At 67.6% G+C, this 25,421-nt stretch carries 24 protein-coding genes and 1 pseudogene; 10 read left to right on the forward strand and 15 right to left on the reverse strand.

Annotated features, from left to right (window positions below; translation table 11 throughout):
* Nucleotides 1-271 precede the first annotated feature (271 nt).
* Entirely contained in the window at nt 272-1,504 is a 1,233-nt protein-coding gene (locus tag FVA80_RS27235; RefSeq protein WP_147906309.1) for an MFS transporter, read from the forward strand.
* Nucleotides 1,505-1,605: 101 nt separating this feature from the next.
* On the opposite strand, the gene FVA80_RS27240 is transcribed toward FVA80_RS27235, so the two are convergent.
* From FVA80_RS27240 to FVA80_RS27260, 5 genes and pseudogenes are all read right to left on the reverse strand, one after another.
* Entirely contained in the window at nt 1,606-2,481 is an 876-nt protein-coding gene (locus FVA80_RS27240) for an RNA polymerase factor sigma-32 (RefSeq protein ID WP_007559662.1), read from the reverse strand.
* A gap of 323 nt (nt 2,482-2,804) precedes the next feature.
* Nucleotides 2,805-3,404 carry a CarD family transcriptional regulator gene (locus FVA80_RS27245; RefSeq protein WP_147906310.1) on the reverse strand — a complete coding sequence of 200 codons (600 nt, stop codon included), beginning with the start codon at nt 3,402-3,404 and terminating at the stop codon, nt 2,805-2,807.
* 557 nt (nt 3,405-3,961) lie between these two features.
* Nucleotides 3,962-4,300 (reverse strand): ferredoxin FdxA, encoded by a 339-nt coding sequence (gene fdxA, locus FVA80_RS27250; protein WP_147906311.1) that lies wholly within the window; start codon nt 4,298-4,300, stop codon nt 3,962-3,964.
* Between the two features lie 216 nt (nt 4,301-4,516).
* Complete coding sequence (locus tag FVA80_RS27255; RefSeq protein ID WP_147906312.1) at nt 4,517-4,810, reverse strand: RNA-binding S4 domain-containing protein; 294 nt, start codon at nt 4,808-4,810, stop codon at nt 4,517-4,519.
* 9 nt (nt 4,811-4,819) lie between these two features.
* Nucleotides 4,820-8,105, reverse strand: a pseudogene (locus FVA80_RS27260) (helicase-related protein).
* 1,372 nt (nt 8,106-9,477) lie between these two features.
* On the opposite strand from FVA80_RS27260, the gene FVA80_RS27270 reads away from it, so the two are divergent.
* Nucleotides 9,478-10,491: a glycosyltransferase gene (locus FVA80_RS27270; protein WP_147906314.1), complete on the forward strand. Its 1,014-nt coding sequence runs from the start codon at nt 9,478-9,480 to the stop codon at nt 10,489-10,491.
* A 22-nt stretch (nt 10,492-10,513) separates the two neighbouring features.
* On the opposite strand, the gene FVA80_RS27275 is transcribed toward FVA80_RS27270, so the two are convergent.
* Nucleotides 10,514-11,140, reverse strand: coding sequence for a TetR/AcrR family transcriptional regulator (locus FVA80_RS27275; protein ID WP_147906315.1), 627 nt, complete (start codon nt 11,138-11,140; stop codon nt 10,514-10,516).
* A gap of 75 nt (nt 11,141-11,215) precedes the next feature.
* Here FVA80_RS27275 and FVA80_RS27280 point away from each other — a divergent pair, with 75 nt between their 5' ends.
* Nucleotides 11,216-11,572: a darcynin family protein gene (locus tag FVA80_RS27280; RefSeq protein ID WP_147906316.1), complete on the forward strand. Its 357-nt coding sequence runs from the start codon at nt 11,216-11,218 to the stop codon at nt 11,570-11,572.
* A gap of 10 nt (nt 11,573-11,582) precedes the next feature.
* Here FVA80_RS27280 and FVA80_RS27285 read toward each other — a convergent pair whose 3' ends face one another.
* Nucleotides 11,583-11,873: a DUF1330 domain-containing protein gene (locus FVA80_RS27285; protein ID WP_147906317.1), complete on the reverse strand. Its 291-nt coding sequence runs from the start codon at nt 11,871-11,873 to the stop codon at nt 11,583-11,585.
* Nucleotides 11,874-11,954: 81 nt separating this feature from the next.
* Nucleotides 11,955-12,818, reverse strand: coding sequence for a DUF3108 domain-containing protein (locus tag FVA80_RS27290; protein WP_147906415.1), 864 nt, complete (start codon nt 12,816-12,818; stop codon nt 11,955-11,957).
* Nucleotides 12,819-13,201: 383 nt separating this feature from the next.
* On the opposite strand from FVA80_RS27290, the gene rpmB reads away from it, so the two are divergent.
* The gene (gene rpmB / locus FVA80_RS27295) at nt 13,202-13,504 is read left to right on the forward strand and encodes a 50S ribosomal protein L28 (RefSeq protein ID WP_147853769.1); all 303 of its coding nucleotides are present in this window, start codon (nt 13,202-13,204) and stop codon (nt 13,502-13,504) included.
* A 99-nt stretch (nt 13,505-13,603) separates the two neighbouring features.
* Here the strand turns inward: rpmB and FVA80_RS27300 are convergent, their stop codons facing one another.
* A complete protein-coding gene (locus FVA80_RS27300; protein ID WP_147906318.1) occupies nt 13,604-14,056 on the reverse strand; it encodes a MarR family winged helix-turn-helix transcriptional regulator in 453 nt (150 codons plus the stop codon).
* A gap of 81 nt (nt 14,057-14,137) precedes the next feature.
* Between FVA80_RS27300 and FVA80_RS27305 the strand changes: the two genes are divergently transcribed.
* Entirely contained in the window at nt 14,138-14,611 is a 474-nt protein-coding gene (locus FVA80_RS27305; RefSeq protein ID WP_147906319.1) for a carboxymuconolactone decarboxylase family protein, read from the forward strand.
* A gap of 283 nt (nt 14,612-14,894) precedes the next feature.
* On the opposite strand, the gene cobT is transcribed toward FVA80_RS27305, so the two are convergent.
* The 4 genes from cobT to FVA80_RS27325 all read right to left on the reverse strand — a co-directional run bounded on the left by cobT (nt 14,895) and on the right by FVA80_RS27325 (nt 19,179).
* The gene (gene cobT, locus FVA80_RS27310) at nt 14,895-16,802 is read right to left on the reverse strand and encodes a cobaltochelatase subunit CobT (protein WP_147906320.1); all 1,908 of its coding nucleotides are present in this window, start codon (nt 16,800-16,802) and stop codon (nt 14,895-14,897) included.
* A gap of 6 nt (nt 16,803-16,808) precedes the next feature.
* Nucleotides 16,809-17,315, reverse strand: coding sequence for a DUF29 domain-containing protein (locus tag FVA80_RS27315; RefSeq protein WP_246692167.1), 507 nt, complete (start codon nt 17,313-17,315; stop codon nt 16,809-16,811).
* Nucleotides 17,316-17,320: 5 nt separating this feature from the next.
* Nucleotides 17,321-18,304 carry a cobaltochelatase subunit CobS gene (gene cobS / locus FVA80_RS27320; protein WP_147853764.1) on the reverse strand — a complete coding sequence of 328 codons (984 nt, stop codon included), beginning with the start codon at nt 18,302-18,304 and terminating at the stop codon, nt 17,321-17,323.
* A 248-nt stretch (nt 18,305-18,552) separates the two neighbouring features.
* Nucleotides 18,553-19,179, reverse strand: a complete 627-nt coding sequence (locus tag FVA80_RS27325; protein ID WP_147906321.1) for a DnaJ domain-containing protein — start codon at nt 19,177-19,179, stop codon at nt 18,553-18,555.
* Nucleotides 19,180-19,287: 108 nt separating this feature from the next.
* Between FVA80_RS27325 and FVA80_RS27330 the strand changes: the two genes are divergently transcribed.
* Together FVA80_RS27330 and arfB are read left to right on the forward strand one after the other, a co-directional pair.
* On the forward strand, nt 19,288-19,584 hold the full coding sequence (locus tag FVA80_RS27330) for a BolA family protein (protein WP_147906322.1): 297 nt from the start codon (nt 19,288-19,290) through the stop codon (nt 19,582-19,584).
* A gap of 158 nt (nt 19,585-19,742) precedes the next feature.
* The gene (gene arfB / locus FVA80_RS27335; RefSeq protein ID WP_147906323.1) at nt 19,743-20,174 is read left to right on the forward strand and encodes an alternative ribosome rescue aminoacyl-tRNA hydrolase ArfB; all 432 of its coding nucleotides are present in this window, start codon (nt 19,743-19,745) and stop codon (nt 20,172-20,174) included.
* A gap of 103 nt (nt 20,175-20,277) precedes the next feature.
* Here arfB and FVA80_RS27340 read toward each other — a convergent pair whose 3' ends face one another.
* Complete coding sequence (locus tag FVA80_RS27340) at nt 20,278-21,072, reverse strand: YoaK family protein (protein WP_147906324.1); 795 nt, start codon at nt 21,070-21,072, stop codon at nt 20,278-20,280.
* Nucleotides 21,073-21,153: 81 nt separating this feature from the next.
* Nucleotides 21,154-22,101: a methyltransferase domain-containing protein gene (locus FVA80_RS27345; protein WP_147906325.1), complete on the reverse strand. Its 948-nt coding sequence runs from the start codon at nt 22,099-22,101 to the stop codon at nt 21,154-21,156.
* A 69-nt stretch (nt 22,102-22,170) separates the two neighbouring features.
* Between FVA80_RS27345 and FVA80_RS27350 the strand changes: the two genes are divergently transcribed.
* From FVA80_RS27350 to FVA80_RS27360, 3 genes are read left to right on the forward strand one after another with little or no spacing between them, the layout of a single operon-like run.
* Nucleotides 22,171-23,226 carry a ligase-associated DNA damage response exonuclease gene (locus tag FVA80_RS27350; RefSeq protein WP_147906326.1) on the forward strand — a complete coding sequence of 352 codons (1,056 nt, stop codon included), beginning with the start codon at nt 22,171-22,173 and terminating at the stop codon, nt 23,224-23,226.
* Complete coding sequence (locus FVA80_RS27355; RefSeq protein ID WP_147906327.1) at nt 23,223-24,938, forward strand: cisplatin damage response ATP-dependent DNA ligase; 1,716 nt, start codon at nt 23,223-23,225, stop codon at nt 24,936-24,938. Before FVA80_RS27350 ends, FVA80_RS27355 begins: the two co-directional genes overlap by 4 nt.
* Nucleotides 24,935-25,402: a secondary thiamine-phosphate synthase enzyme YjbQ gene (locus FVA80_RS27360; RefSeq protein ID WP_147906328.1), complete on the forward strand. Its 468-nt coding sequence runs from the start codon at nt 24,935-24,937 to the stop codon at nt 25,400-25,402. The genes FVA80_RS27355 and FVA80_RS27360 overlap by 4 nt, the downstream gene beginning before the upstream one ends.
* Nucleotides 25,403-25,421: the final 19 nt, after the last annotated feature.

Genomic DNA, 25,421 nt, shown 5'->3' on the forward strand with positions numbered 1-25,421 from the left:
TGGTCATCATCCAGATCACCTGCAACGCCACACGGACCACGGCACAAAAGCAGTCGCCGACACAGCCCTCGGGCGCGAGCCGGGGGTGACGCCAGCCGACGTGTTCGTGAACTCGGTCGAGGTCGCGCCAGAGAACGGGTCGTTCGGCGACGGGCTCACGCCGTACGGCCCGCCCGGCCGGCGCGGCCGCAGGGGGCGGACGCTCGCTGCCGGGCTTGACCGTACGAGGGACGGCGTTCAGGTCCGGGGCCCATTGCCAGACCTGGATCGCATGAGCCCCACCGCACACCTTGCCCTGATCAACCTGTTCACCGGGGACATCCAGGGTGGCCTCGGCCCCTTCCTGGGGACGTGGCTGGCGCAGGCTGCGTCCTGGAGTCCGGCGCGGGTGGGCTTTGTCATCACCCTAGTGGGCATCGCGACGCTATTCTTGAGCGGCCCGTTCGGGGCCATGGTCGACCGCTTTACACGTCCGCGTCTCCTGGTGGCGCTCGCCTGCGCGGCGATCCTGGCGGGCACGCTCCTGCTTCTCCCGGCGCGCAGCTTCCCGGCGGTCCTGGTGGCGCAGCTGCTCGCCGCGGCGGGAGGTACCCTGTTGCTGCCGGCGGTCGCCGCGCTGACCCTCGGGATCGTCGGGAAGGACGGGTTCCCTAAACAACAGGGCCGCAACCAGGCGTTCAACCATGTTGGCATCCTGATCGCCGCCGGCGGCATCAGCCTCGGCACTGGAACATTCGGTCCGGCAATCGCCTTCTGGGTGCTGGGCGGTATGGCGGTCGCCGCGATCGTCGCGACGCTAACGACCCCGGCCGGCGCCTGGAGTCGACGTCGCGCGGTCGGTTGGGAGGAGGACGCGGACGACGAGCCGCAGCGCAGCGGCATTCGTCAGGTCCTCGGCAACCGGCGTCTGCTGGTGCTCACCGTGGCGCTGACGCTGTTCAACCTTGGCAATGGCGGCATGCTGTCCCTGCTCGGACAGAAACTGGTGGCCACCGCCGCCGACGCGACGACATGGACGGCCCGCTACGTGATGGTGGCACAGCTCGTGATGGTGCCCGTGGCCCTGTTCGCCGGCTCCCTGGCGGATCGGCGCGGACGACGCCAGCTCCTGATGGTGGCGTTCGCAGTACTGCCGGTGCGGGCCGTCCTGTCGGGTCTGATTGACGATCCGGTCTGGCTCATCACGGCGGAAGTCCTGGACGGCGTCGCCTCCGGCATCGTCGGCGTGGCGGTGCCGGTGATCGTGGCGGACCTGACCTGGGGGTCCGGGCGAACCCAGACAGCGCTCGGCAGTGTCAACGCCGTGCAGGGCGTCGGCGGCGCCCTGTCGGGCTGGTATGGTGGCTTGTCCTACGGATTGTTCGGCTGGACCGGCGCGTTCCTCGCCCTCGGCGTACCGGCCCTTATCGCCCTGGTGCTGGTGATATGGCTCGACGCTACGCCGGAGCCCGGTCGGCGCAGGCGTCGGAGGGAGCGGCGACGCACGGCGGGCCAGGGAGCGTAAAAATTCTTGCCGATCAGGTACGGGACCCCCTGCGGGAAACGCAAAAAGCCCGGCCGAGGGGCCGGGCTTGTTCAAAAGATCGGTTGCTCCTGTCGGAAGGATCAGCCGATATGCGGACTCCCGGTCGCGGCCGGGAACCTGTCAGCCAGGGCGCGACGGAGTTTTTCCAGGGCGCGGTTCTCGATCTGGCGGACCCGCTCCTTCGAGATGCCCAGGCGCTGACCCAGGGCTTCGAGGGTCGCCTGATCCTCAGCGAGGCGCCGCTCACGCAGGATGCGCAGCTCGCGCTCGGACAGGACCGTCAGGGCCTGTTGCAGCCAGCTGAGGCGCCGTTCGCCGTCGACCGTCGCGCTCACGGTCTCGTCCGGAAGCGCCGCACCGTCGACCAAAAAGTCCATGCGCTCGGATGAGGCGTCGTTGTCCTCGCCGACGGGGGCGTTCAGCGACATGTCGGGACCTGAAAGGCGGGCATCCATCAGAGCCACGTCGTCGCGCGAGACGCCGATGGCGGTCGCGATGCGGCGATGGATCTCGTCGCCGACATGCTCCTCAGTGGATTGCATCAACCGGGCACGCAGCCGGCGCAGGTTGAAGAACAGGGCTTTCTGAGCCGAGGACGTTCCCCCGCGCACAATCGACCAGTTGCGCAGGATATAGTCCTGGATCGATGCGCGGATCCACCACGTCGCGTAGGTCGAGAACCGGACATCCCTCTCCGGCTCGAACCGCGCTGCGGCCTCCATGAGGCCGACGTGACCCTCCTGCACCAGGTCTGCCATCGGCAGCCCGTAGTGACGAAAACGCCCCGCCAGGGCGATGACGAGGCGCATATGGGCTGAAATCAGGCGGTGCAGCGCTCTCTCGTCACGGTTGTCCTTCCAGCGGACGGCGAGGCCGCGCTCTTCTTCCCGGGCCAGGAAGGGCGCCTCCATGGCAGTCCGAATGAACTGCCGTCGAATTCCAGCGATATCAGCCATCCCGCCTGCCTCTTGTTGCCGAGTGCTGTTGCGGCGCCGAACGGAACGTCCAACCCGCAGGGCGTCACCGAATGGCGGCGCCAGGCAACCGACAACGGAAGGCCAATCACGAAAGTTCCGCCACGTGCCTTCGCAGTGCGACAGGCCGATGGCCACGATTTCGTGTTTCACCAAGAAACATGGGTTCTAACGTCGCGCCGTCCAGTCCCCTGTGCGTCGAACTGACGTGGAAAAGCGGGAGACGCGACCGATCCGGCATGCCGGTACGAACAAGCCCGACCCCAAGGGGCCGGGCTTGTTCTCATCGAAGAAACAGGGGCGCTTCAGGCAGCGACTTCCTGGATGTCATCGCCCTCACCTTCGGCTTCCGCCTCCGGCTCGGCCTCGCTCTTGGCGCGGCGTGGGGACTTGGCCAGGCTCTGTTCGATCAGCTTCAGCGCCTCGGTCTCGGTGATGCGGTTGACCGAGGAAATCTCACGCACGATCCGGTCCAGGGCAGCCTCGTAGAGCTGGCGCTCCGAGTAGGACTGCTCGGGCTGCGCCTCTGAGCGGAACAGGTCGCGCACCACCTCGGTGACGGCCAGCAGGTCGCCAGAGTTGATCTTGGCCTCGTATTCCTGAGCCCGACGCGACCACATGGTGCGCTTGATCCGAGCGCGGCCGGTCAGCACGTCTAGCGCCTTCTTTACCAGGTCCGGCTCGGCGAGCTTGCGCATGCCGACGGAGTTGGCCTTGGCGGTCGGGACGCGCAGAACCATCTTGTCCTTCTCGAACGAGACGACGAACAGCTCAAGTTTGTAGCCCGCGATCTCTTGCTCTTCGATCGCGGTGATGCGACCGACGCCGTGGGCCGGATATACGACGGCCTCACCGGTCTTGAAGCCTTGCCGGCCAACGGTCGTCGTCTTCTTGGCTGTGGTCATGCGAGAAGGGCCTCCACTGGCGCGCGATGCTCCGCACCGCGCAAAACCGTGTTCTTCCGGGCGGGATACCCGGTTTGCCTCGCCGTTCCCGGGATCCGTGCCCACCAGGCACAGATCCGGGCGTTCCCCGGCGCGGCCGTGCAAACACCGGAACACCCGCCGAAGTCACCCTCGGCGGTCGTTCGCGTGCCACTCCTCTAATTCACGAAAGCGAAAGGCATTTCGGCCTGAGGAAGCACGTCTGGCGCAAGCGACGGCAGGCGGATTGTGTATCACAATCCGGCGCACAGATCAAAGCATCCCTGAAGAAGCGCGCGCCATCCGGGCGCAGCCTCGAAAGAGTTCTACACCGGCCAAGCCGGAGAGGAATGACCTGATCGCGGCTCAGGGCTTCGCTTGACGCAGGTCAAAGACGGTTTCGGCCATGATCCACAAGCGCCGAACGGGCCGAGGCTGGATCGCAACATCGTGAGGCGATCCGTGATCCTAGTTCTGCCCGCCCGTGTCCGCGTTTCGATCCGCCCTGGTCCTGGGCGACCTCCGCAGGACATCAGGCTCTAGTCGCCCGAGCCAGGGTTGGTGGAGAAATGCGCCTCGAGCTTACCCGAGACGCCATCCCACTCCTTGGCGTCCGACGGCGCGTCCTTCTTCTGGGTGATATTCGGCCAGCTCTTGGCGTAGTCGGCGTTCAGCTTCAACCACGTCTCGAGGTTCGACTCGGTATCAGGCTTGATCGCTTCAGCCGGGCACTCGGGCTCGCAGACGCCGCAATCGATGCACTCGTCCGGATGGATGACGAGCATGTTCTCGCCCTCGTAGAAGCAGTCCACCGGACACACCTCGACGCAGTCCATGTACTTGCACTTGATGCAGTTGTCAGTGACGACGTAGGTCATCGGCTGTCTTCGTCCTAAAAATTCTGTTCAGCCCGGGCGGAGCCTGGAAGGCCCGCACGCCCAGGCGGCGCTTCGATGGTGCGCCGCAAAACCTCGCGTCGAACCAAGTCTTTCGGAAGCCAAGGGCTCTAGACCCTGCCTTCCAGGCTGACAAGCGCACGGGTGTCCCAGGGGCCTGCGACCCGATCCGCGACGCACGGATGTGGCGCCAGCTCATCACTCGGGTGGCTCGATCGCCGTCTGTACGCCAGCCAAGTCCTCGTAAAGAGCCCGCGCCTCCGGGGCAGGTCCCCGCCGCTCACCGAGGGCGAGTACGCGCACGGCCAGGGTCGCGTGGGGAGCGGCCACAGTCACCACGTCGCCGATCACGATGCCCTTGGCCGGGTTCTCGGCTCGGGTTCCGTTCACCCGCACGAAGCCGTCTTCGGACAGGCGCGCGGCCAGGGAGCGGGTCCGCGCGAACCGCGCGAACCACAGCCATTTGTCGAGCCGTTGCCGACCCTCCCGCATCCGCGGGCGTCAGCGCTTCCCGCCGTCGCCGGCTTCGAGTTGCGCCTTGAGCGCCGCCAGCTTGGCGAAGGGCGAATCCGGATCCGGAGCCCGTTCGCGCCGCGGCGGACGCTGGTCGGGCCGCGGCGCCGCGTGGCGTTGCTCGGCGCTGCGCTGGTCGTCCCGGCGCTCGGGCCGGCCGCCCTCGAAGCGATCACGGCGAGGGGCCGCGGTCGCGTCCGGTGCGGGGACCGCCCTCGTTGCCGGGGCGCTCACCGCCTTCGGCCCGCCGGTGTTCGGGACGCCCGCCCTCCGGTCGGCCCGGACCCTGATGCTGACCCGGCTGCCCCGGCTGAGCGCCATCGCGTCCACGCCCCGCGCCCCGCGGGCGGTTCTGCGGCCGAGGATTGGCCGGCCGCTGATGGCGTTGCAGGCGCCACACCTCGATCAGCACCGGCTCCGCCGGGGTCTCACCCTCCACAGCCGCGGATTCGTTCCTGGCGGTCTCGGATACGGTCTCGTTCGCTTCCACCACCTCGTGAGTCTCGGTGGTCGGACGGGTCTCGGATTCGGGTGCCTCGGCGGCCTGCGCGGCTTCGGCTGGGATCGCTTCCACCTCGGATTGCGGTGCGTCAACCGCTTCCGGCAAGGCGTCGGCAGCAGCCTCGACGGGCTCAGCCTCCGCCATGGCTTCGGGAGCGGCTTCGGCTTCGGCTTCCGTTCCGGTCTCTGGAGCGGCGTCAGACTCAGCGTTTTCGGAGAGCGAAGTCTCCGCGACGGAGGCCTCCGCGGTCGCAGCCTGCGCTGAGGCGTCGGCCTCGTCTCCGGTCGACTCGCCGAGGGAGCCGGGATCGGTTTCGCCGGTCTCGCTTGCCGGTGCAGTTTCAGATGGTGGGGTCACGACGACCGGCGCAGTCGCGGCCGCTGGTACCAGCGGTACCGTGATCGCGGGTCCGGGGCGGGCCTCCAGCGAGTAACCCAGAGACTTCAGGATCGAGGCGAAATCCTCGCCCGAACAGCCGACCAGCGAGGTCATTCCGACCGTGGCCACGAAGGCATCACCGTCGGCCGTACCCTCCGGCGCCGCGCCCGGTGTGGTACCGGGGCGATAGGCGATCGCCGGCCGAATCAGGTCGGCCAGACGCTCGAGGATGTCGACCCGCACCGCCCGCTCACCGCTGACACGGAAGCCGGCCGCCCGGTAGAGGCCCTTGGCGATCTCGCGATCGACCTTGATCGAGGTCCGGCCCGAGCCCGCGAGATGCGCGATCTCGTCCAGGCCGCGCTGGTCGAGGCCACCGTTGCGGAGGGCCCACAGCTGTGCCGCAAGCGTCCGCGGCGCCGGCTTCAGCAGGGCCGGCAGGAAGATGTGGTAGGCGCCGAATCGCACGCCGTGCCGGCGGAGCGCCCCGCGCCCCTCCTGGTCCAGGCTGCGCATCTCCTGGGCGACCTTGGAGCGTTCCAACACGCCCAGAGCCTCGACCACCTGATAGCCGATACCCTTGGCGAGGCCGGTGAGGTCGCCGGCGGTCTCGAGTTCCATCAGCGGGCCGAGCAGGCGCACGATCATGGCCTTGAGCCAGGCATCGAGGCGCGCCTCGACCTTCTCGCGATGGGCGCCGGTCAGGCTGTCGTCGGCCAGCAGCCGAATCTGCGGCGCGAACAGCTTCTCGCCGGGGGTCAGCTTCGCCACCGGGGCACCGGTCCAGCGAATCATCCCGTCATGCGCGAGCACGAGGGTGGAATCGGCTGTCGCCGCGAAGCGGTCGGCCCGGGCCTCGATCTCCCCGGAGAGCGCCTTCTCGGCGGCACTCCTCAGAGTTTTGGCCTCGTGCCCCTCTGCGCTGGCATCCGGAACAAATAAAAATCCATGCAGGTGACCGACATGCTGACCCTCGACGGTGACATCACCGTCGGCGGAAATTTGGGCTTCGAGCATCGTGTTCTCTCTCAGGCGCCGCATCAGGACGCTTGTGCGCCGGTCGACGAAGCGGCTCGCGAGGCGTTCGTGCAGGGCGTCTGACAGCCTGTCCTCTACCCGACGTGTCTCGCCCTGCCAATGTTCAGGGTCGCGCAGCCAATCGGGGCGGTTGGCCACGAACGTCCAGGTGCGTCCCTGGGCGATCCGCCGGGACAGCGTATCGATGTCGCCGTCGGTGCGATCGATCATCGCCATCTGCTCGGCGAACCACGTGTCGGGGATGCGTCCGGCCATGCCCTTCATGAGAAAACGGTAGAGCTGGGCCACGAGGTCGGCATGCACCTGCGGGTGGACCTTGCGGTAATCCGGAACGCCGCAGACGTCCCAGAGCCGCCGCACGGTGGAAGCGCTCCGCGCCATGTCGCGGATATCGTCCTCGCGCATCAGGATCTCGAGGGCCTGCTGGTCCTGGCCCATCGGCGCCCGGGTCAGACCTGACTCGCGCGGATGCTCGTCGAGGCTCGCCTGGAGCGCCTCCAGGGTGCCGAAGCTGAGGTCAGGGTTGCGCCATTGCAGGATGCGCAGCGGGTCGAAGTCGTGATTCTCCAACCGCTCGACCATCTCGGGCTCAAAGGGCGGGCAGCGCCCCGTGGAGCCGAAGGTCCCGTCCGAGAGATGGCGTCCTGCGCGGCCGGCGATCTGGCCCATCTCGGCGGGCGTCAGCTTGCGAAACCGGGTGCCGTCGTATTTCCAGTTCGCCGCGAAGGCGACATGGTCGACATCGAGGTTGAGCCCCATCCCGACCGCGTCGGTGGCCACGAGGTAGTCGACGTCCCCGGCCTGGTACATCTCGACCTGGGCATTGCGGGTCCTGGGCGACAACGCCCCAAGCACCACCGCGGCACCCCCGCGCTGGCGTCGGATCAGCTCTGCGATGGCGTAGACCTCCTCGGCCGAGAAGGCGACGATCGCGGTGCGCCGGGGCAGGCGCGACAGCCGCTTCTCCCCCGCGAAGGTGAGCTTCGATAGCCGCGGCCGAGTCGTGGTGTGGACGTTCGGAAGCAGTGCCTGGACCAGCGGCAGCATGGTCGAGGAGCCGATCAGCAGCGTCTCCTCACGGCCGCGCACGTAGAGCAGGCGGTCGGTGAAGACGTGGCCGCGATCCATGTCGGCTGCGAGCTGGATCTCGTCGATGGCGACGTAGGCCACGTCGAGGTCGCGCGGCATCGCCTCGATCGTGCAGATCCAGTAGCGCGGCCGGTCTGGCTTGATCTTCTCTTCTCCGGTCACGAGGGCGACCTTCTCGGGGCCGACCTTGGCGACCACGCGCAGGTACACCTCCCGGGCGAGCAGCCGCAGGGGCAACCCGATCATGCCGGTCGGGTGCGCAAGCATCCGCTCGATCGCGAGATGCGTCTTGCCGGTGTTGGTCGGTCCGAGGACCGCCGTCACGCCGCGGGCACGGGCGTCGCGCGGCAGGGACCGGCGGGGGAGGGGGCGGAGCGGCGCGTCGATGGTCGGCGGTTCCTTCGGACGGGAAGGCCGGCGCGGCGCCGTCATGGCGCGGGCTGGAGGTCTCGTACGGCCGGTCGCGTCAGGGACGATAGGGCCGCCTCGGTCCTCCCCCATATGGGATATCACCTGGGTCGCTGCCAACCTGCGGCATAATCAGCGGATCGACCACGATCTGCATGGCCGGCGATCCAGGCTGGGGCGCGACGTCCGCGCAGAGGGTGTCGGGAACGGAGACCAATGGGCCATGCCGCGGCGGCCGGTGCTCGATCACCTGCGCCGACGAGAAGGCATCGCCGCCGCAGCCGGGATCGCCTGATCCGGCGCTCAGGGGCTGGGCCGCCGCCGGTCCGACGAGGGCCACGGCCCCGACAATCAGGGTGACTTGAAAGCGGTGTAGGGCCATGGGCCGATCATCGTGGGAACATCAAAACAATTCGTGTGCGGCGGCCAGCCGGTTAGCAGGCCGCACAATCCCACCCATCCTGGAACGCCCTCGAAACGCCAGACCACAATCCTCAGCCGCGTTTCGAAGGCTGCAACTGATTCACTCGGGGACGGGAACTCACGGATTCCAGGCCGGACACGCCAGGTCGCCCAGCCAAAGTGCGGGCAGATTCGAGACGCCCGGCAAGGAACAGCCAAGCCGTCAAAGCCATAGGGGCTAACCGGCAATGCACCAGCCACTACGATCAAATGATCAGGTCCAAGCAGGCTGATTTTATCGATAAATATTTTCAAATTTATAATTATAGTCCCGAGATATGCAGGTATTAAGTGTGATATGAGTTCTCAATAGCGCCATCTGAGCTGTGACTTTAAGATAAAATTTCATCCTATTCGGCTTCGCGCGCCGATGTCGATAAACAGGGCGCTATTCGAAATGGGAACGATCCGTGCGCAAATCGTGAATGCCGCGGCTGACATTTCCGCGCCTTGATCGAACCGCGGAAAAGAGTGGCACACCCTTCCGACATGCATAGATTATCGATTGAATAGATGCCGCCGAGCGGCCAATGGTGAGCATAGGGCTCATTATACAAATACGACAGAATTTTATCCGCAATTTGTTCGAATGAAGGCCTGCCAGAGCCACCGGAGCGCGCAAGCGCTGCCGGAATTATACGCGCTTCCGCTTTAGATGGGCGTGCTCTATTAATGAAACGCTATATTTCTCGCTCTGTGGCGAGTGTGCTGGGTTCATAGGTGGATCGAGCTTTGAATTCTAAAATCTAAGATGTCGAGGCCGGCGGGAATGGGTACTGCAGGAAAAACTGTTTCGGTCGTTATAGCCACCTATAACGGCTCGGCGTTTATCCGCGAGCAGCTTGAAAGCGTCATCAATCAAACCATCAAGCCGATTGAGATTATCGTCGCCGATGACGGGTCGAGCGACGAAACGCTAGATATCGTCAGGTCGATTGCGGCTCGTTCGGCGGTGGCCATCAAAATCACGGTCAACGACATCAATCTCGGATTTCGCGACAATTTTCTGATGGCGGCGTTGTCGGCCAAAGGGGACTTCGTAGCCTTCTGTGACCAGGATGATATTTGGGATCTGGAGAAACTTGCTTGCGCAGCGCACCATTTTGACAACAAGAATATTTCGTTGATCGTTCACGCCGCTTCAAGTCTCGATCAAGCAACTGGTAAGCTGGTAAAATTTACTCAGGGCATCGAGCGCACGGGAGTGAAGCCGCCGCTGAGCTACGATCCCTGGCTGACATTCTTCGGCTTCTCCATCGTGTTTCGTCGGGAATTGTTGAGCCTAGCCAATATCGAAGGCCGATTCCGCGACTTCATAGTCCCCAAAGAAAAGATTGCACACGACAGATGGATCGTTTTTCTCGGCCAAGTCGTGGGCGAGACTGCCGAGTTCGATAAGCCGCTCGTGACGTACCGCCAACATTCGACAAATCTATTTGGCGATGGCCGACGCAGTCAAAAAACGAGAGGCTACGACCCAATCAAAGAATTCGACGATTATATCTCTGCGACCGCCGATATGGTCGAAGTGATCCGCAATCTCCCAACTGAGACCGAGGTCACCTTTCCGCTTTTCGACCGCAGGAAAGCGATCGATTTTTTCCAACGGGCACTTCATCAGCTCGAGCAGCGCAAGCGGGTTTACATCTCGCGCAACAGGCGCCGGGGTTTGTTGGCCGTGGTCGGTAACATCCGATCGGGGGTTTACCGGTCCGTCCACCGCGATGACATTCGATGGCGCTCGATCGCACGCGATCTCAAGTACTGCGCGATACGGTCGTAGGCGGCGCTGCCGGACCCGCGGGTTACGGCAGCACCGCGGGCAATCCTAAATAGCCGAACACCGCGCGCAGGACCCGATGTTCGAGCGCATCGCCGGCCTGCTCGCCCCGCTCCCCGGCGGCATCCACCATGCCCCGCACAAGCGCGAACAGGTCGCCCGCGGCAATCTCGATCGCGACGGGCGGTCCGGGTTCGAGGCGTGCCAGCAGGGTCAGGAACGCGTCCGAGATCGCCCGGTGGACCGCGTCAAGGCTGTCGGCCGGCTGGAGCCGGTTCTCTTCGCGGTCGAGCAGCAACGCGAGACGTGGCCGGGACATCTGATGGGCGACGGCCGCCTGCACAATGCGTTGCAGTCCGAGTTCCGGCGTCGCCGCCTCGGCCGCGGCGTGCACCGCGGCGATCAGCAGGCCGGTCTCCCGCGCGACCAGGGCCGCGGTCAGCGCATCCTTGCCGGGGAAGTACTGGTAGACCGACCCGACCGAGACGCCGGCCCGCTCGGCCACGGCATTGGTCGTGTAGCCGGCCAGCCCGCGCTCCTCCAGAACGCGAGCCGCGCCTTCGAGGATCGTCCGCACCGTCTCGGCAGACCGCGATTGTTCCGGGTTTTTCCGGGGCTTGAGCAGCGGCCCGCGCGCCGTCCGGGCGGTCATGAACGCGAGTTCGCCGCTGAGCCGCCCGGGGGCATCATCGCCGCGTCCCAACCGACCCGCGGAATGAAAGAACGCATGTCCCACCCGACCTTCAACCCCAAACTCACCGTCTTCATGCTGGTGAAGACCTCGCCCGAATGGCTCGCGATGTCGATCGACGATCGCTTCGCCCGGTTGCGCGAGGTGTTCGAGCCGATCCTGCGCCGCCACGCGGATTCCGTGACGCTGCGCTTCTACGACGCCGAATTCTACACGGCCCGCTTCACGGATCTCTGGGTCTGGGAGGCCAGCGAGCATCATGCCTACGAAAGCGTCGTCGAAGCCTTGCGCGAGACGCCGTTCTGGGACCGGTGGTTCACGATCGTCGAGATCATCCCGGCGGTGGAGAACGCCTATGCGACCCATTACGACTGGGCGCCCCTGGCCGCGTGAGCGGGCAGCTTCAGTCGGCACCTTCGACAAGCACGACCTCGCCGATACCGGCGGGCAGGCGTTTCGCCTTGGCCGCCTGGTATTCCGGCGAGAAATAATAGGCCCGCGCGGCGTCGTAGGAATCGAATTCCAGCACGACGTTGCGCGGCCGGGCCTCGCCCTCCAGCGCCTCGCTACGTCCGCCCCGCACCAGGGGCTTGGCGCCGTGAAGCCGCATCGCCGCGGAGGCCATCTCGGCATAGGCCGCGTAGGTCTCCGGGTCGGTGACCGTCATCCGGACGATGATGTAGACCTTCGCCATGGTCCTGCATCCTCTCTGCCGCGGGCGCACGGGGTGCCCGGAAAGAGGCCGCCGGTCAAAGATGGATCGCGGTGTTTGGCGCTATTGCCCGGGCAAACTCGCCTGCGCGACGCTCGCCCCGGCCGTCCCGGCGGCAGCGCCCTGGGTCCAGCGCGTCGCCTCGATGATGTTGGTACCGATGGTGGTGAGCACCGAGATGCGCAGCGGGACGAGCGCCCGCGTGCCTTCGACCGGGGCGAGCCAGACCGACATCTCGCGGTTGTCCTCCATGAACTTCACCCCGGGTCGATCCGGCCTGTGGCCGGCCACCGCCTGATAGCGGGCCGTGCAAACCAGAACCGGGCCGGCATAACCGGGTTTCTGCACCGCGCGGGTCTCGGCGTAGCTCAGCACCACGTTGAACCGGGTCGCACCGTCGAACACCGGCAGGCTACGGTTGCAATTGGCTGGATCGAGCAACTCGCCCCGGCCCTGTGCTGGCATCAGCAGAGCGCTCACCGGATCCATGATGCCGCGCTTGTGGTCGGCCGTGATCGGCACCCGGTCCTGCATGTCGACGAGGGGGGGCGTGATCTCGGCCTGCACGACGTTGCCGTGCGCCAGCGCCATGCGCACCGCGATCCCGGAACTCGCCGTGTGCGTGGCGATCGAGAACGCGCCGGGCTGCGGCGCCGCCGAGAAGATGCCTGACGCCCGGGCCGAGCCCCTGCCGCCGGTGATCGCCCCGACCAGCCCGGTCAGCGTCGCGGAGACATCCATCAGGTAATGGTCGCGCTCGAAGCTGCCGGCGAGCCGGGCGGTGCCGATCGGCAGGCCCGCGAGGTTGATGCTGTAATCGACCGTCACCGTGGCGGGGGCGGCTGCGGCGTTCCGCTTCGCGCGCCGGGCGGCTTCGGCCGGGGCACCGAGCGTCGCGACGGCGAGCACGGTCCCGAGAATGCGCATCGTCAGCGGCTTGATCGTCCGACGGACAGGCGTGGCGCTCATGATCCGGATCGCATCCCAGGGGAACTTGGGCCAAGGGTGCCGCGCGGGACGATCCCGTACGACAGGCTCTCGACGCTCGGTGCAGGCGAGGCGCTGGCCTTCTTCGAGCAGATGCCTGTTATATCCCGGCCTCGTGGTTAACAGACCGTTGGGCGGCCGCCCCGGACATGTCCAGGCGGTACGGAGCTTGACGCAACGGGTGCAGGTCGCCTATAGGCTCGCGCCTTCAACGGGACTCCGCTGGACCTGGAATACGTATCGGGCGACGCCCGCTGCGACGATGATCGCGCCGCTTGCGATCGGGTCTTCTCAGGCGGAACGAGACGGGAATTTTAGTCATCATGGCGCGCCGCTGCGAACTCACCGGCAAGGCCGTTCAGGTCGGCCACCTCGTGAGCCACTCGAACCACAAGACCAAGTGCCGGTTCCTGCCGAACCTGTGCAATGTCACGCTCCAGTCGGACGCGCTCGGCAAGCGGGTGCGCCTGCGCATCACCGCGCACGCTCTGCGCTCGGTGGAGCACCGCGGCGGCCTCGACGCTTTCCTGGTTAAGGCCGGCGAGGGCGACCTGTCGCAGACCGCCCGCCTGCTGAAGCGCGAGATCCACAAGAAGCTCGCCGAGACCACGGCCGTCGCGGCCTGATTTCAGGCGCGCTGCGCCTTTCACCGATCGGACGACATAAACCGCCGCGGCAGGCCATGCTGCGGCGGTTTATGCTTGCCTGCGCGGGGGCGTCATCGCCTATCCGGGTGCCCGCGCGATTCGTGTCAGCCATTGGCGGATCTCCGTCTGCTGCGTGGGCGTAAGGTCGTTCAGCATCTCGGCCTCCAGCGCGTAGACGTGCCGCTTGGCGGCTTCGAGCATCGCCTCACCGGCCGCGGTCAGCGTCAGGGTCTGGATGCGGCCGTGGACCCGGTGCCGCTCCCGTACGACGAGGCCGGCCTTCAGCAGATTCGCAACGATGACGCTCATGGTCTGCGGCGTCACGAGTGCGAGGCGGGCGAGATCCGCGCTGCTATGGCCTGGATAAGCAGCCAAGATCGTCAGGACTGAAAACTGCGGCAGCGTCAGGCAGATGCCGCTCAACCGCTGCTCGACACGCTGCCTGTGTGCGTGGGCCGCCTGCCGCAAGAGGTAGCCGAGATGCCCATCGAGGCCGCGCTTGCCTTCGCCTGCCCGCGGCAGCTCACCCATGACCCAGCCTCTTGGCGCTTATCAGAGTTCTGATATGTTGTTCGTGCGCTGATTTTAGCGCGAATGGTGGGAGGGCGCACGATGTCCGATGTCGAACCGTCTGACGACGCGGGCTTTTCGTACGACCTGTTCAGGACCGGGTTACCGGCGGCTCACGCCGCGCTTCTCGCCCTCGGCAAGGCCGTCGATGAGGCGGGTCTCGACAAGCGCCTCAGCGAGATCGTGAAGATCCGCGTGTCGCAGATTAATGGATGCGCGTTCTGCGTCGGCTTCCATCTCGACACGGCCCGCCGGCTCGGCCTTGCCGAGCACACCCTCGATCTGGTTGCGGTCTGGCGCGACAGTCCGGTCTTCTCTCCGCGTGAGCGCGCCGCCCTGGCCTGGGCCGAGCATCTCACACGCATGGCCGATGGGGCGGCACCCCTGGCCGAACAATCGCCGTTGTTCAGCCGGGACGAGATGCTGCTCCTGAACGTCGCGATCGCCAACATCAACGCCTGGAACCGCATCGCGGGGGGCCTGCATTTCGCGCCGCTCGCCCGTTCGATGAGCTGAGGGCCATGCCGATTCGCCTTGCTCCCGAACAGCTGACGTATTTTGCGGCCACACCTCTGTCCGGACCCGACGACCTCGTCGCGCGCTGACGACGCCAGACCCAAGATTCTATCGCCACGGCCTCGTCGCCGGCGCGCTCCGCGCCAACATCGCTGTTACCGATCGAACCTACCGGACCCCGTGGCGCCGGTCGGAAGCCGAAAGTCCGTTACCCAGTCCCGGAATCCAAACACGGCCAGACGAGATGGCTGTGGAGTCGGGGCCTTACCCCGACGCCCTCCCGTCAGCGCCGTCCGCCGGCCGCACGCAGGGCGCGGCCTACCGGGGCCGGCGATCCGTTCTCCTCGAACAGCTCGGCGAGCTTCTCGGTCATGGCGCCGCCCAGCTCCTCGGCGTCGATGATCGTCACGGCCCGACGATAGTAGCGGGTCACGTCGTGGCCGATACCGATGGCCAGAAGCTCCACCGGCGAACGGGTCTCGATCTCCTCGATCATCCAGCGCAGGTGCCGCTCCAGGTAGTTGCCGGCATTGACCGACAGGGTCGAGTCGTCGACCGGCGCGCCGTCCGAAATCACCATCAGGATCTTGCGCTGCTCGGGGCGGCCGAGCAGACGCTTATGCGCCCAGTCCAGGGCCTCGCCGTCGATGTTCTCCTTCAGGAGACCCTCGCGCATCATCAGCCCGAGATTCTTGCGGGCCCGACGCCACGGCGCGTCCGCGGACTTGTAGACGATGTGGCGCAGGTCGTTCAGGCGGCCGGCGTTCGGCGGCTTGCCGGCGGCGAGCCAGGCCTCGCGGCTTTGGCCACCCTTCCAGGCCCGGGTCGTGAAGCCCAGGATCTCGACCTTGACGCCGCAGCGCTCCAGCGTCCGCGCCAGGATGTCGGCGCAGGTTGCAGCCACGGTGATCGGACGCCCGCGCATCGACCCCGAATTGTCGAGGAGGAGCGTGACCACGGTGTCGCGGAAGTTGGTGTCCTTCTCCTGCTTGAAGGAGAGCGGCTGGTAGGGATCGATGACGACGCGGACGAGCCGCGCCGGATCCAGCTGGCCCTCCTCGAGGTCGAAGTCCCAGGCCCGGTTCTGCTGCGCCAGGAGGCGGCGTTGCAGCCGGTTGGCGAGGCGGCCGACGACGCCCTGCAGGTGCGAGAGCTGCTTGTCGAGGTAGCTGCGCAGACGCGACAGCTCCTCGGCGTCGCACAGCTCCTCGGCGTGAATGATCTCGTCGAAGCGGGGGTTGAACACGCGGTATTCCGGCCCGCGGGCCTCGTTACCCTGGCGCTGGGGCGGCTTCGATGCCTCCGAGGCTTCCTCGGATTCCGCATCCTCGGCCTCGTCGGGTAATTCGCCGGACGGCGCGTCGGCGGATTCCTGAGCGCCCTCCTCGATCTCGTCGGAGGCTTCCTCCGAGGTCTCGATCTCGGCACGCTCGCCCTGGCTCTTCTCCTCGGAATCGCCCTCGCTCGGGTTCTGCTCGTCGTCCTGGGCGTCGTTCTCGTCGTCGTTCTCGTCATCCTCGGAGTCGAACGGCGTCTCGTCCGACATGTCGAGGGAGGTCAGCAGGTCACGCACCGAACGGGCGAACTTGCGCTGGTCCTCGATCGACCCGATCAGGCCATCGAGGTTGGGGCCGGCCTTGGCCTCGATATGCGAACGCCACAGCTCGACGATCTTGGCGGCCGCCTCGGGGGGCTGCTGCCCGGTGAGGCGCTCGCGCACCATCAGGGCGACGGCGTCCTCCATCGGCGCGTCGGCCCTGTCCGTGATGGTCTCGTACTTGCCGCCGCGATGGTAGCGGTCCTCCAGCATCGCGGTGAGGTTGCTGGCGACACCGGTCATCCGCCGTGACCCGATCGCCTCGACGCGGGCCTGCTCGACCGCGTCGTAGACCGCGCGGGCGGCGGCGTTCTCGGGAGCGAGCCTGCGGTGCACGGCGATGTCGTGGCAGCCGAGCCGCAGCGCCATGGCGTCGGCATTGCCGCGTAGCACCGCCACGTCCTGCGCCGAGAGCTTGCGGGGTGGCTCTGGCAGGCGGGCCTTGTCACCGGTGAGCGCCGGCCGGTCGGTGGCGTAGGTGACCTCGACTTCCGACCGGCGGGCGATGGCGCGCAGGCACCCGGCCACCGAGCGCTTTAGGGGCTCGGCCACGGATTCGCGGCGCTCGCCGGGCTTGCGGTTGGAGATGGACATGCGGGGCTACCGGTCGGCCTCGAATTCGAAGGGGCGATTCACGATGGCGTCCCCGTTGTAGGGACACTCCGCGGGCAGTGTTTCGAGCGAGCGCTTCATCGTGCGCGCGGCCTGGAGCTGACCAAGCCGATAGCGATCAGCGACAGCCTCGACGATGCGCGACTCAAGGCCCGAGTTCCTGTGCAACTGCGTGTTGATCCGCATCCGCTGCTCGGCGATCGTGCGCGACCAACTCAAGCTGCGCTTTTCGGGTCCATGGCCCCATTTGGGCACGTGGGCCAACGATACCTCGATCGCGCTCTCGAGCTTATCGGATTGTTCCAAGCCAACCTCACGCAACGCCTCGGCGACGTCGTCGAGGTCGAGTGCGTCCACTTGGCCGGAACGGAGCAGTGCGACCCGCCCCTGAAACCAGATGAAGACATCGTCCGCATGGCACGCCCGACCCTTGGCATGCGAAGCCGCCGAAGCGTCTTCGCCTGTCCATGCCGGATGCGCCATCGTGTCCCCCATGCGGGTCAGCTCAAGGCGACGTTCAACGCGCTCTCGGGCAGCTCCTTGCCGAAGGCCCGCTGGTAGAACTCGGCCACGAGGGTCCGCTCCAGCTCGTCGCACTTGTTCAGGAAGGTCACCCGGAACGCGAAGCCCACATCCTTGAAGATGTCGGCGTTCTCGGCCCAGGTGATCACCGTGCGCGGGCTCATGACGGTCGAGAGGTCGCCGTTCATGAAGGCGTTGCGGGTCAGGTCCGCCACGCGCACCATCCGGTTAACGATGTCCCGGCCCTGGTCGCTGCGGTAGTGCAGCGCCTTCGAGAGCACGATGTCGACCTCGCGGTCGTGCGGCAGGTAGTTCAGCGTGGTCACGATGGACCAGCGATCCATTTGGCCCTGATTGATCTGCTGGGTGCCGTGATAGAGGCCCGAGGTGTCGCCGAGCCCGACCGTGTTGGCCGTGGCGAACAGCCGGAAGGCCGGGTGCGGGCGGATCACGCGCTTCTGGTCCAGCAGCGTCAGCCGGCCCGACAACTCCAGCACGCGCTGGATCACGAACATCACGTCCGGGCGGCCGGCATCGTACTCGTCGAACACCAGGGCGACGTTGTTCTGGAGCGCCCAGGGCAGGATGCCATCCTGGAAGGCGGTGACCTGCTTGCCGTCCTTGAGCACGATCGCGTCCTTGCCGACGAGGTCGATGCGCGAGACGTGGCTGTCGAGGTTGATCCGGATGCAGGGCCAGTTCAGCCGGGCCGCGACCTGCTCGATATGGGTCGACTTGCCGGTGCCGTGGTAGCCCGTGACCATCACGCGGCGGTTGCGCGCGAAGCCGGCCAGGATAGCCAGCGTCGTCTCCCGGTCGAAGATGTAGTCCGGATCGAGATCGGGGACATGCTCCTCGGGCTCGGCATAGGCCGGGACCTTGAGGTCGAGGTCGATGCCGAAAACCTCGCGGACGGAGACGGTGCGATCGGGCAGCGCGGCGGGCGTGTCGTCAGAGAGCATTCGGAACCTCGTGAGGCGCGGCGGCTCCGGCCCGAAGGAAGGGAGCATCCGCGCGGAAGAACGTCGAGCCGGGCATCCGCCGCGGGGCGGACTCAATCCTTAAACGGCGGCGCGGTGCGGCGCCACCAACCGGCATGAGCCCCATATAGGGTCCCGCCCGGCAATTTGCCTTATCCTAGAGCGATCACCGTCGAAGGGGATGCCTGTGCGGCCTCACGGCGCTCAGGATTGCATCGTTCGTGCCGCTGTCAGCAGAGTCCGGCGGCGCGCAAGACGTCATGGGCGCGGATGATGTCGCGCAGACGCTCCTCGAACGAGCGGTCGCCGCCATTGGCGTCAGGGTGGAAGCGCTTCACCAGCGCCTTGTACTGCGCCTTGATGGCCGGCCCGTCCGCCCCCTCCTCGAGGCCCATGACGTCGAGGGCGCGGCGTACCGTGGCGGTACGGCGGGGTTTCTCCGGCTCCGGCTGGCTGTTGCGCCGACGTCCGTCGCCGACGCCCGCGCCGCGCAGGATGCCGAGCGGATCGACGTAGGCCCAGTCCCGGGTCGGCTCCTCGGCCGGCTTGCCCTGACCCGCGGGGTTCACGCCCATCGCCCAGGTCGGGCGGTGCCCGATGATCGCGTCCTTCTGGTAGGCTTGGACGGCGGCATCGTTCATGCCGTCGAAGTAGTTATAGCTCGCGTTGTAGGCGCGGACGTGATCGATGCAGAACCGCCAGTACTGGCCTTCCGCCTTCCGGCCCTTCGGGGCGCGGTGCGGGCCCGGCCGGGTGCAGCCCGGGCTCTCGCACAGGGCCTCGGCCGCGGGCTTCGGCTCGTCGCAAGACGGTTTCCTGATCCGGATGCTGTCGAACAGGCGCGAGTTGAGATCCATGACGGGCCGATTATGAGGGGGCAAACCGGAGACACAAGGGCACCGGGCCTGATGACGCATGCGCGGGATCGGGCTTGACGGATGCCGGCGACGTGAGGTGAGGGCAGGATGACTGACGGGACTGGTGAGGACGGCACCCTTCGGGGCTGGATGGAGGCGAAGCTGCGCGCGGAACTCGCGCCGGCGCACCTCGATGTAATCGACGAATCGCACCTGCATGCGGGCCATTCCGGCGCGCGGCCCGGGGGCGAGACCCATTACCGGCTCGACATCGTCGCATCGGCGTTCGAGGGCAAGAGCCGTGTGGAGCGGCACCGCTTGGTCAACGCGCTCATGGACGAGGCTTTCGGGCGTGGCCTGCACGCCCTGGCGTTGCGCGTCCGGACCCCGGCCGAGGCCGGCTGAAGCCCGGTGTCGCCGGTCCGGCGCGGTCGATAAGACGGTACGAGGGATATGGCGACCGTGGTTCCGGTGCGCATCCGAGAGATCACCGGTTTCCCACGTGCACGGGTGCGCTGGCACACAGGCCGCTGCCATATGCCAGCCTCGTACCGGAGTTCATCATGTCCCTGCGGGTGAACGCACGGATCGCCATCGCGGACGACGAGATCGAGCTGTCCTTCATGCGTGCCTCCGGGGCGGGCGGACAGAACGTCAACAAGGTCGAGACCGCGGTCCAGTTGCGCTGGTCGGTCCTGGCCTCCCCCTCGGTCGACGAGCGGGTCAAGGCGAACCTGTACAAGCTCGCCGGCCGGCGCCTGACCAAGGATGGCGTTTTGATCCTGTCCGGGCAGCGGCACAGGACCCAGGAGCGCAATCGGGCCGACGTGCTGCAACGGCTGGTCGATCTCGTGACCGAGGCGGCTAAGCCGCCGCCGCCCATCCGTCGCGCGACGAAGCCGACCAAGGGCTCGAAGGAGCGGCGCATCGGCGCCAAGAAGAGCCGTGCCGTGGTCAAGCAGGGGCGCGGCAGCTATCGGCATTCCGACGGCTGAGCCGGCCCGCTGCCGGTCAGGCTGAGCGGCTGGAGCGGCTTCACGTCCTTGACGTGCCGCGCTCGCTCACGCCGAGCGAGCCGCGGCCTCCGCGGCGAGCGATCTAGTGGATCGCGTCGATCACCTCCGCCTTTGGGCTCGCGTCGGGGGCGGGCGACGAGCCGGCGACCAGGGTGCTTCCCGGCTTGGCGATGGTGAGCGCGATCGCGATCAGCGCCAGGATCGCCGCGAGGCCGGCGGGGAACAGGAAGGCGGATTCGCCGTAGCGGAGATCGAGCAGGCCGCCCAGCACGGCGCCGGTGCTGAGACCGGCCCAGAGCGGCGCTTGGATCCAGAACGACGGGGCCACCGTGCCGAGGAGCAGGTTGGCGCAGCCCGTCCCGAACCGCACCACCGCGCCGGTCACGTAGGTCAGTGCCAGCGAGCGGCCGCCTTCATCCTGAAGCGTCGCGTTCTGCAGGCCCAGAGCCAGCACGATCGGGTAGGCGTGCAGCGGATAAGCGAAGGTGCCCCAGGGCATCAGCAGTCCGCCCGCGAGCAGCAGCGCCTGGAGCGTCAGCAGGACGGCCAGCCGCCAGCGCCCGACCCAGGCGGCGATCAGCGTGCCCAGGAAGGCGCCGAAGCAGAACAGGCTGATCGTGCTGGCGACGCGGGTGACGTTCTCCCAGTCGCCGTTGGAAACCGCCACGCCGAATCGGGTCGTGTTGCCCGACATGAACGACATGAACAGCTGCGAGAATTCCAGGAAGCCGATGGAATCGGCGCAACCCGCCAGCAACGCCAGCGCGATGGCGAAGGAGATGCGCGTCCGGGGATCCGCTGGGAAGGACCGGTCCGCTGGCAGGTCGGGCTTGCGCTCCGGTGCGCGCCCATCGTCCCTGCCGCCGAAATCCGCCATGCCAATCCCCGATCCCATCGCCGCAGGTCATGCGGCCGACAGACAATGGACGAACAGCCAAGCAGTTTCATGCCGGGGGAATCATCGGCGTGTGCGGTGCAGCACGACGACTCGGCCCTGCACCGGCCGGCCGCCTTCGCGCCGCACATCGGCTTCGTGCAGCCGTAAGACCTCCAGGCCCGCACCGGAGGCCGCCGCGGCGACGTGGGCGTCGGCGTGGGCGTAGCGCCCGTCCGCGCCCAGGACGCCGCCGTCGCCGTCATGAGACTGCACCGTGAAGCCGGCCAGGCCCCCGGGCCGAAGGACGCGGGCGACCTGCTTCAACACAGGCGCGAGATCCGCCACGTAGATCAGCACGTCCGCCGCCAGGCAGAGGTCGGCGGATTCCGACGGCTCGGCCCCCAGGAAGGCGGCCAGGTCGCCCTCGGCCACGCGGTCGTAGAGCGGCTGGCCGTTCTGCATCTTGGTCCGCGCCAGCGCCAGCATACCGGGCGAGAGATCGACCCCGGTGAGGTGCCCGACCCGGTCGCGGATCGCCGCGCCCATCAGGCCTGTGCCGCAGCCGAGGTCGAGCGCCATATCGAACCGCTCCGGCTCCGGCGGCAGGGCGTCGTGGACCAGTTGGGGGCCGATATAGCCCAGCCCGTCCACCAGGTGGCGCTCGAAACGCGGGGCGTAGCCGTCGAACAGGGCCCGGACATAGGCCGGCGACAGGGCCGGCAGGCCGCCGCCTTCCCCCAGGCGGACGAGGTGCGCCCGCACGCCGAGGGTATCGTCGGGGTCGATGTCGAGGGCACAGGTATAGGCCCGGGTCGCGGCCGCTCGCAGGGCCGGGTCGTCGCCCCGGACGGCCAGCCCCTCCCGGGCGCGGCCCAGCACCAGCCAGGCCGGCGCGTAGCGGGGTGCGATCTCCAGCGCCTGCTCGGCGAGGTCGGCCGCCCCGGCATGGTCGCCATCCGCCAGGCAGGCCTCGGCGTAGCGATAGCGGCGGTCGGCGAGGAGGTCACCGGAACTGTGTTGCGTGGCCATGCGTCTGCCGGGTCGGAGGCGCCTATATACCGGGGCCACCGGCGGACTCCACCGGCAGCAGCGGGCCCGATGCCGACACGCGCGAGCGATCTCCTCACCCTGACCCGCGAGGGCCTCTACTGTCCGCTCGGCGGCTTCCACGTCGATCCGACCTGGCCGGTCGAGCGCGCGCTGATCACCCACGGCCATGCCGACCATGCCCGGGCCGGCCACGGACACGTGCTGGCGACGCCCGAGACTTTGCGGATCATGGCGGTGCGCTACGGCGAGGATTTCTGCCGCCAGCGCCAGGAGGCCCGGCTCGGCGAGGCCCTGCGCGTCGGCGACGTCACGGTGCGCTACGCCCCCGCCGGCCACGTGCTCGGCTCGGCGCAGATCGCCATCGAACGGGACGGCGTCCGCGTCGTGGTTTCGGGCGACTACAAGCGGGCGACGGACCCGACCTGCCTGCCGTTCGAGGTGGTGCCCTGCGACGTGTTCATCACCGAGGCGACCTTCGGCCTGCCGGTCTTCACGCATCCCGATACGCGGGACGAGGTCCGCAAGCTGATGGCTTCCGTGGCCCTGTTCCCGGAGCGCGCCCACATCGTCGGCGCCTACGCGCTCGGCAAGGCGCAGCGGGTGATGGCGCTGCTGCGCGAGGAGGGCTGGGACCGGCCGATCCACCTGCACGGCGCGATGGAGAAGCTGACCGAGCTGTACAAGCGCGAGGGCATCCCCCTGGGCGAGACCCCGAAAGTCGTGGCCGCCGACCGCAAGGATCTGCACGGGGCCATCGTGATCTGTCCGCCCAGCGCGATGCAGGACCTGTGGTCGCGCAAGTTTCCCGACCCGGTGACCTGCTTCGCGTCCGGCTGGATGCGGGTTCGCGCCCGCGCGCGCCAGAAGGGCGTCGAGCTGCCGCTGGTCATCTCCGACCATTCCGACTGGCCGGACCTGTGCCGCACGATCCGGGACACCGGCGCCGGGGAGGTCTGGGTCACTCACGGGCAGGAGGATGCGCTGGTCCATTGGTGCGGGACGCAAGGGATCAAGGCCAAGCCGCTGCACATGCTGGGCTACGGGGACGACGGTGAGGCGGAGCCGGTCCCCGCAGGCGTCGCCGAGCCGGAGGTGGCCGCGTGAACGACTTCGCCCACCTCCTCGACCGCCTCGCCTACGAGCCGCGCCGCAACGCCAAGCTGCGTCTGCTCCAGGACTTCTTCGCCCGCACGCCCGACCCCGAGCGCGGCTACGCGCTCGGGGCCATGACCGGCACGCTGAATTTCCGCGAGGCCAAGCCGGCGCTGATCCGCGGCCTGGTGGAGGCGCGCATCGACCCGGTCCTGTTCCGGCTGTCGCACAACTACGTCGGCGATCTGGCCGAGACTACGGCGCTGATCTGGCCGGCACCGGTGGCGCCGCATGAGCCCGGACTCGGACACAACAACCCACCGCCCCACGTTCCGACCCTCGCCGAGGTGGTTGAGACCCTGGCGACCATCCCGAAGAAAGACCTGCCCCGCCACCTCGCCGAGTGGCTCGACGCCCTCGACGAGACTGGGCGCTGGGCTCTCCTGAAGCTCGTCACCGGCAACCTGCGGGTCGGCGTCTCGGCCCGGCTCGCCAAGACCGCGGTGGGCGCATTGGGTGGCCATGAGGCGGATGCGGTTGAGGAGGTCTGGCATGGCCTCACGCCGCCGTTCGAGAGCCTGTTCGCCTGGGTCGAGGGCCGGGCCGAGCGCCCCGAGACTTTGAACCCGGCCCCGTTCCGGCCGCCGATGCTGTCGCATCCGATCGAGGAGGAGAGCGATTTCGAGAAGCTCGAGCCGGAAGCGTTCTCGGCCGAGTGGAAGTGGGACGGCATCCGCGTCCAGCTCGTTGGCGGGCGCGACCAGGCGGGCGTGCAGGTCGCGAAGGTCTATTCCCGCACCGGCGAGGACATCACCGGTGCGTTCCCCGACCTCGCCGAGGCGATCGGCTTCACGGGGACGGTCGACGGCGAGCTGCTGATCCTGCGCGAGCGCCGGGTCCAGAGCTTCAACGTCCTGCAGCAGCGCCTGAACCGCAAGGCCGTCACGGCCAAGCTCCTGGAGGAGTTCTCCGCCCATGTCCGGGCCTACGACCTCCTGACGCTGGACGGCGAGGATCTGCGGGCCGAGCCGTTCGCGACCCGGCGGGAGAAGCTGGAGGCCCTGGTCACACGCCTCGACCACGCGCGGATCGACATCTCGCCCCTGGTGCCGTTCGCGGATTGGGAGGCCCTCGCCGCCGCCCGGGCCGATCCGGCCGCGGTGGGAGCCGGCGAGGACGCGGACGCGATCGAGGGCGTGATGCTCAAACGCCTGAACAGCCCCTACCTGCCGGGCCGCCCGAAAGGCCCTTGGTGGAAGTGGAAGCGCGAGCCCCATGTCGTCGATGCCGTGATGATGTACGCACAGCGCGGCCACGGGAAGCGTTCGTCGTTCTACTCGGACTACACGTTCGGGGTCTGGCGGGAGGCCCCCGAGGGCGGGGACGAGCTGGTGCCGGTGGGCAAGGCCTATCACGGCTTCACCGACGCGGAGCTCGCCAAGCTCGACCGCTACGTCCGCAACAACACCACCAAGCGCTTCGGCCCGGTTCGCGAGGTCACCCACGGGCATGAGGCCGGGCTCGTGCTGGAAATCGCCTTCGAGGGCGTGCAGCGCTCGACCCGGCACAAGTCCGGGGTGGCGATGCGCTTCCCCCGGGTCAGCCGGATCCGGTGGGACAAGCCCGCCGCGGAGGCCGACCGGATCGACGTGCTGGAGCGGATCCTGGCCCGCGGCGAGCGCGAGATCGCGCCCGGGGCAGCGTTGATGGAGTCGGGGACATGAGACAGGGGACAATCGGTCCGGTGGAGCCGCTGGCCTCCGGCGCGGTGGAGCGCCATGCGAGCGGCCGCCTGACCATCGCGACCCCGGGGCAGGGGTTCACGGATTTCACCGGCGCGGTCGCGGAGTTCGTGCGCGGCAGCGGGATCCGGGACGGGCTCGTCACGGTCTTCTGCCGGCACACCTCCGCTTCTCTCACCATTCAGGAGAATGCCGACCCGGACGTGCAGACCGACCTGATGACGGCCCTCGACGGCTTCGCGCCGCGCGGCGTCCCCTACGTCCACGGTTCCGAGGGACCGGACGACATGCCGGCCCATATCCGCACGCTCGTCACCGATTCGGCCCTGAGCTTCCCGCTGGTCGAGGGCCGTCTGGCCCTGGGCACCTGGCAGGGGATCTACCTGATCGAGCACCGCGACCGGCCGCATCGGCGGGAGATCGTCGTGAGCGTGATCGGCGCTTGAATCGGGGCGCTTGGCCCGG

Origin of the sequence: Methylobacterium sp. WL1 (genome assembly GCF_008000895.1) — a bacterium.
Classification (GTDB): domain Bacteria; phylum Pseudomonadota; class Alphaproteobacteria; order Rhizobiales; family Beijerinckiaceae; genus Methylobacterium.